This window comes from Clostridium sp. UBA5119, from assembly GCF_002414285.1.
Classification (GTDB): Bacteria; Bacillota; Clostridia; order Clostridiales; family Clostridiaceae; genus Clostridium_J; species Clostridium_J sulfidigenes.
The window spans coordinates 12,328-16,736 of record NZ_DHYX01000028.1; the positions used below are offsets into that span (position 1 = coordinate 12,328).

Below are 4,409 nucleotides of genomic sequence, written 5' to 3' on the forward strand. Positions count from 1 at the left end.
AAATTTTTTCTAGGTCTTTATCAGGAATTCCTTCTCCAGTATTAGTAATAATGATTTCCATCTTAGATTTTAATTTACTTGAAGTGATGGTAATAGTTCCATTTGGAAAAGTGTGTTTAATAGCATTATCTATTAGAATATTAAAAAGCTTTTTAATTTCTTCTAAATCACCATTTATAAAAAAATTATCCTTTAAATTGTTTTCTAATTCTATTTTATTTTCAAAGAAAACTGCTTCAAAGGACATAAGTAAATTTTCTAGTATTTTATTTATGTTTATAGGTTGTAGGTTAAGTACTTTTTTATCTTCATCAAGCTTTGCTAAGGAAAGCATATCATCTATAAGATGAGACATTCTATCAGTTTGTAGATCTATATAATTCATCCATTTGCTTTGACTTTCAATAGTTTTATCTTTATTAGATGAAACTAAAGCTAAATTAGTTTTAATAATGGCAATGGGTGTTCTAAGCTCATGAGAGGCATCTGCAATAAACTGTTTTTGTTTTTCAAATACCTCTTTAATTGGCGCTATGGTTTTATAAGCTAGGTAATAGCTTATAGTAAACAATATAATCAAACTGATAAAGCCAGTTATGAAAAAAGTCTTTAAAAGGTTTTTTAATAGATTTTGCTGAGGTGACTTATTTATTAAAGCAATTCTATTAATTTTACGATCTAAGCTTTTTAAGTATGCAAAATCAGTATCTTCAATTTTTATAACCCCTGATGAAGATTCCATGGATATAATATTAGCTACTGATTCAACAAGAATATCTTTATCAACATTATATGGAGTCATAATATTTATCACATTTAAATTATGGTCAAGATTTATTAGTATACCATTATTAAGGGGACCACCTTTACTGGGTCCACCATTGTTAGGTTCATGGATTAGTGCATTAAGAGAAAAGTTAATTTGTCTTTCTCCACTATTCCAAGTTATAAAGTATATGACTCCAAATATACAAAGAAATACAAAGGTTAAAAGAGACATATTTATCATAATAAATTTATATTTTAATTTTTTAAACATACTACTCCTCCAATTTATAACCAATACCACGAAGGGTGGATATTTTGGATTTAGAGCCCACATAGGATAATTTTTTTCTTAAAAATGATATGTAGACCTCGATATTATTATATTCAGCATCTGAGTCATAGCCCCAAACCTTGGTAATTAAATCATCTTTAGTAACTATTAAAATAGGTCTTTCCATAAAGTATTTTAGAATTTCAAATTCCTTTGAGGTAAGTCGGACAGAGTTACTATTTCCTTCAAGTTCATAGGTAGATAGATTTAAGGAAAAGTCACTAAAATGAAGAGCATTATCATTTATAACTTCAGCTTTTCTTCTACTAAGAGCTCTTAATCTAGCAAGAAGTTCTTCATGAGAGAAAGGTTTTACTAAGTAATCATCTGCTCCATAATCTAATCCTTTAACTTTATCTTGAATTTCACCTTTAGCAGTGAGAAGAAGAATAGGGGTAGATACATTATTAGCTCTTAGCTCCTTTAGAATCTCTAATCCATTAACTTTGGGTAGCATTATATCTAATATAATTAAATCATATATTCCTGAAAGACCATAATCAAGACCTGCTTCACCATCATAAACACTGTCTACTATATATTTATTTTTACTGAGAATTTCTTTTAGAGCTTCCGCAAGGTGTATTTCATCTTCGACTAATAATAATTTCATAATTCATCACCCTTTAATTACAAATTTTTAGATAATATTACTTTTTTTTATTTAATTTTATCATACAAATCTTAAATTTATATTAAAATTATTATTTATATTTAGAAAATAGTAAAAGTACCATATTGTGTAGTAAAGGATGTTATTTTTGTTTCGAGTATATCTATGTACAGAGTGTATATATAGCTGTAAATTTTTTTGTATATAGTAAGGTGGGGAAGATATGAAGGGCAGGAAAAGGGCAAAGAATGAACTAAAAAGTAAGAAAATTAAAAATACTAAAAAAGGAAAACAGAAAAGAATTAAAGGAATAGGAATGCAGCTAATGTTAAGTTTTACAGTAATCATAGTATTAGTTGCAGCATTTCTATCTGCTTTTTCTCTTTTTATGAACAAGAAAATTATTACTGACAAATCTAAAAGTCTCCTAGAAAATGTAGCTGCATCTATGGCAGGAGAAATAAATCAATTGACAGATAGTTATGGAGTTATAGTAAATCAAATAGCAATAAATGATTTTTTAATAGATGATACAGTAGATAAGAAAGAAAAGTTAACAAAATTAAAGAATATAGCTGAAAAAATAGAGTTAAAAGAAATTGCTATAGTAGATGCTGAAGGGAATTGTATAGATACTTCAGGAGAAAGTACTAATATTAGTGATAAGGACTATTTTTCAAATGCATTAAGTGGGCTTACATTTGTTAGTGAACCATACTTAGGCACAACTGATAATATGCTAGAAATAGCTATAAGTACCCCAATAAAGGAAAATGGGGATATAAAAGGTGTTTTAATAGCTTATCTAGATGCTAGTAAATTATCAGCAATAATATCAAAGGTATCCATAGGTAAAAGTGGAAATGCTTATTTAATAAATAGGGAAGGAAATATAATAACTCATAATGATTCATTGCTTATAGGAACTAAACTATTGGATACAGTGAAAGATAAAAATGGTTCTGAAAATATGAAACAGATTTCAGGAAAGATGACATCGGGAGAAAGAGGAGCAGGTGAGTATAGAGTAGGTGCTGATGAAAAATATATTGGATTCGCATTTATAGAATCAACAGGGTGGTCTGTAGGTGTAGAAGTAAGTGGAAGTGAGCTATTAGCAGAAATACCAGAATTTCAAATAAAAGTAGTAATTGTATGTATTATTTTTATAGTGTTAGGTCTAATATTTGGATACGTAGTAGCTAAATCTATGACTAAAAGATTAGGCAAAATAGGTACTATTGTAGAAGATATGGCAAAGGGTAATTTCACTAAATCCAATATAGGCAAAATGAAAAATGATGAAATCAAAGATATATATACGGCTGTAGAAAAAAGTAAGGAAATTATAGGTGGAATGATTCTAAATGTTAAAGATAGTTCCATGGTTATTGAAAGTGAGGCTTCATCTCTAGCTGCTTTGGCAGAAGAATTTGTATCAGGAGCTCAAAGCATAAGTGAAAGTATAGAAGAAACTGCTACAAGTTCACAAAGGCAGGCAGAAGAATTGGAAGATGTAACTAAAGAACTAGAAGAATTCGATAATAAACTTTCTAATAATATTAGTGACATATATAATATTAGTGATATGGCGGAAAATATTAATAGCAAAGCAGATAAGAGTAATGAGGATATGGAAAAGTTAGCCATGGCCATGAATGAGTTAAGTAATTCCTTTAAAGAGTTTAATAGTTCTATATATAGTATGAAATCTAGTATGGAAACTGTAACAGAAATAACAGAAATTATTAATAGTATATCTGAACAGACAAATCTTTTAGCACTAAATGCGGCTATAGAGGCTGCAAGAGCTGGAGAAGCTGGAAGAGGTTTCTCAGTAGTAGCTGATGAAATTAGAAAGTTAGCAGAGCAAAGCAAGGAATCTACCCAAAATATTTATAATGTAATAAATAATGCTATTAAAGAGAGTGAAACTATAGAAATTAAAAGCAATAATATAAATGGAGAATTAAATAACGGATTAATTAGTGTAGATAATGCTATAGAGTCATTTAAAAATATTGCAGCATTAGTTTTAGATATGGTACCTAAAATAGAACATGTAGCAGTTAGCTCTAAAGAAATTATAGAAGATAAAAATTCTATTACAGAAAATATAGAAAATTCAACGCAAATATCTTCTGAGGTTTCAGGAAATACACAACTAATAGCAGCATCTACAGAAGAACTTACAGCTTCTAGTGATGAAGTTGCAAATGCAGCAGAAAAATTACTTGGACTTACAGAAAATATGAAAGAGTTTATGGAACAATTTAAACTTTAGTATAAGGATAGTCATCGGATAGAATAAGACTTTAAAATAAATTAATTTTTATTTTAAAGTCTTTTTTGTTTATTTTATGGTAAAGGTGAAATACTAATTAATACATGAATTCTGATTTAAATAATAAAGTTATACATTGTTAGTGGAGGTATAATGGAAATATTAGAAGAAAAGCAATTAAATCTTAAGTTTATTAGTATAACGGCTATTTTATTTATAGCAGGAATATGTATTAATTTATATTTTATGAATTTGCATGAAAATGAAAAAACTAAGGAAGTAGATAGTAATGAAAAAGATATAGTAGAGAATCATATACAAGTACCATATAGTGAAAAAATTGAAGCATATAGTAAAATCTATGGACTAGATCCTTATTTAGTTGCAGCTATAATCAAAACAGAAAGTGGGTT

The 4,409-nt window shown here is 28.0% G+C and carries 3 protein-coding genes and 1 pseudogene; 2 read left to right on the forward strand and 2 right to left on the reverse strand.

What is annotated here, in order from left to right; all coding sequences use genetic code 11:
* Together B2671_RS03445 and B2671_RS03450 are read right to left on the reverse strand one after the other, a co-directional pair.
* Nucleotides 1–1,039 (reverse strand): HAMP domain-containing sensor histidine kinase (locus B2671_RS03445; protein WP_346869168.1); only part of this gene is annotated, 1,039 nt, incomplete at its 3' end.
* Between the two features lies 1 nt (nucleotide 1,040).
* Entirely contained in the window at nucleotides 1,041–1,712 is a 672-nt protein-coding gene (locus B2671_RS03450; RefSeq protein WP_035134267.1) for a response regulator transcription factor, read from the reverse strand.
* Nucleotides 1,713–1,935: 223 nt separating this feature from the next.
* Here B2671_RS03450 and B2671_RS03455 point away from each other — a divergent pair, with 223 nt between their 5' ends.
* Both B2671_RS03455 and B2671_RS03460 read left to right on the forward strand, forming a co-directional pair.
* Nucleotides 1,936–3,996 (forward strand): methyl-accepting chemotaxis protein, encoded by a 2,061-nt coding sequence (locus tag B2671_RS03455; protein ID WP_346869169.1) that lies wholly within the window; start codon nucleotides 1,936–1,938, stop codon nucleotides 3,994–3,996.
* A gap of 153 nt (nucleotides 3,997–4,149) precedes the next feature.
* A pseudogene (locus B2671_RS03460) lies at nucleotides 4,150–4,409 on the forward strand (hypothetical protein); the annotation flags it as partial.

Coding starts and splice junctions, on each gene's coding strand:
- B2671_RS03450 (WP_035134267.1), bottom strand. CDS start 1,712: ATGAAATTATTATTAGTCGAAGATGAAATACACCTTGCGGAAGCTCTA.
- B2671_RS03455 (WP_346869169.1), top strand. CDS start 1,936: ATGAAGGGCAGGAAAAGGGCAAAGAATGAACTAAAAAGTAAGAAAATT.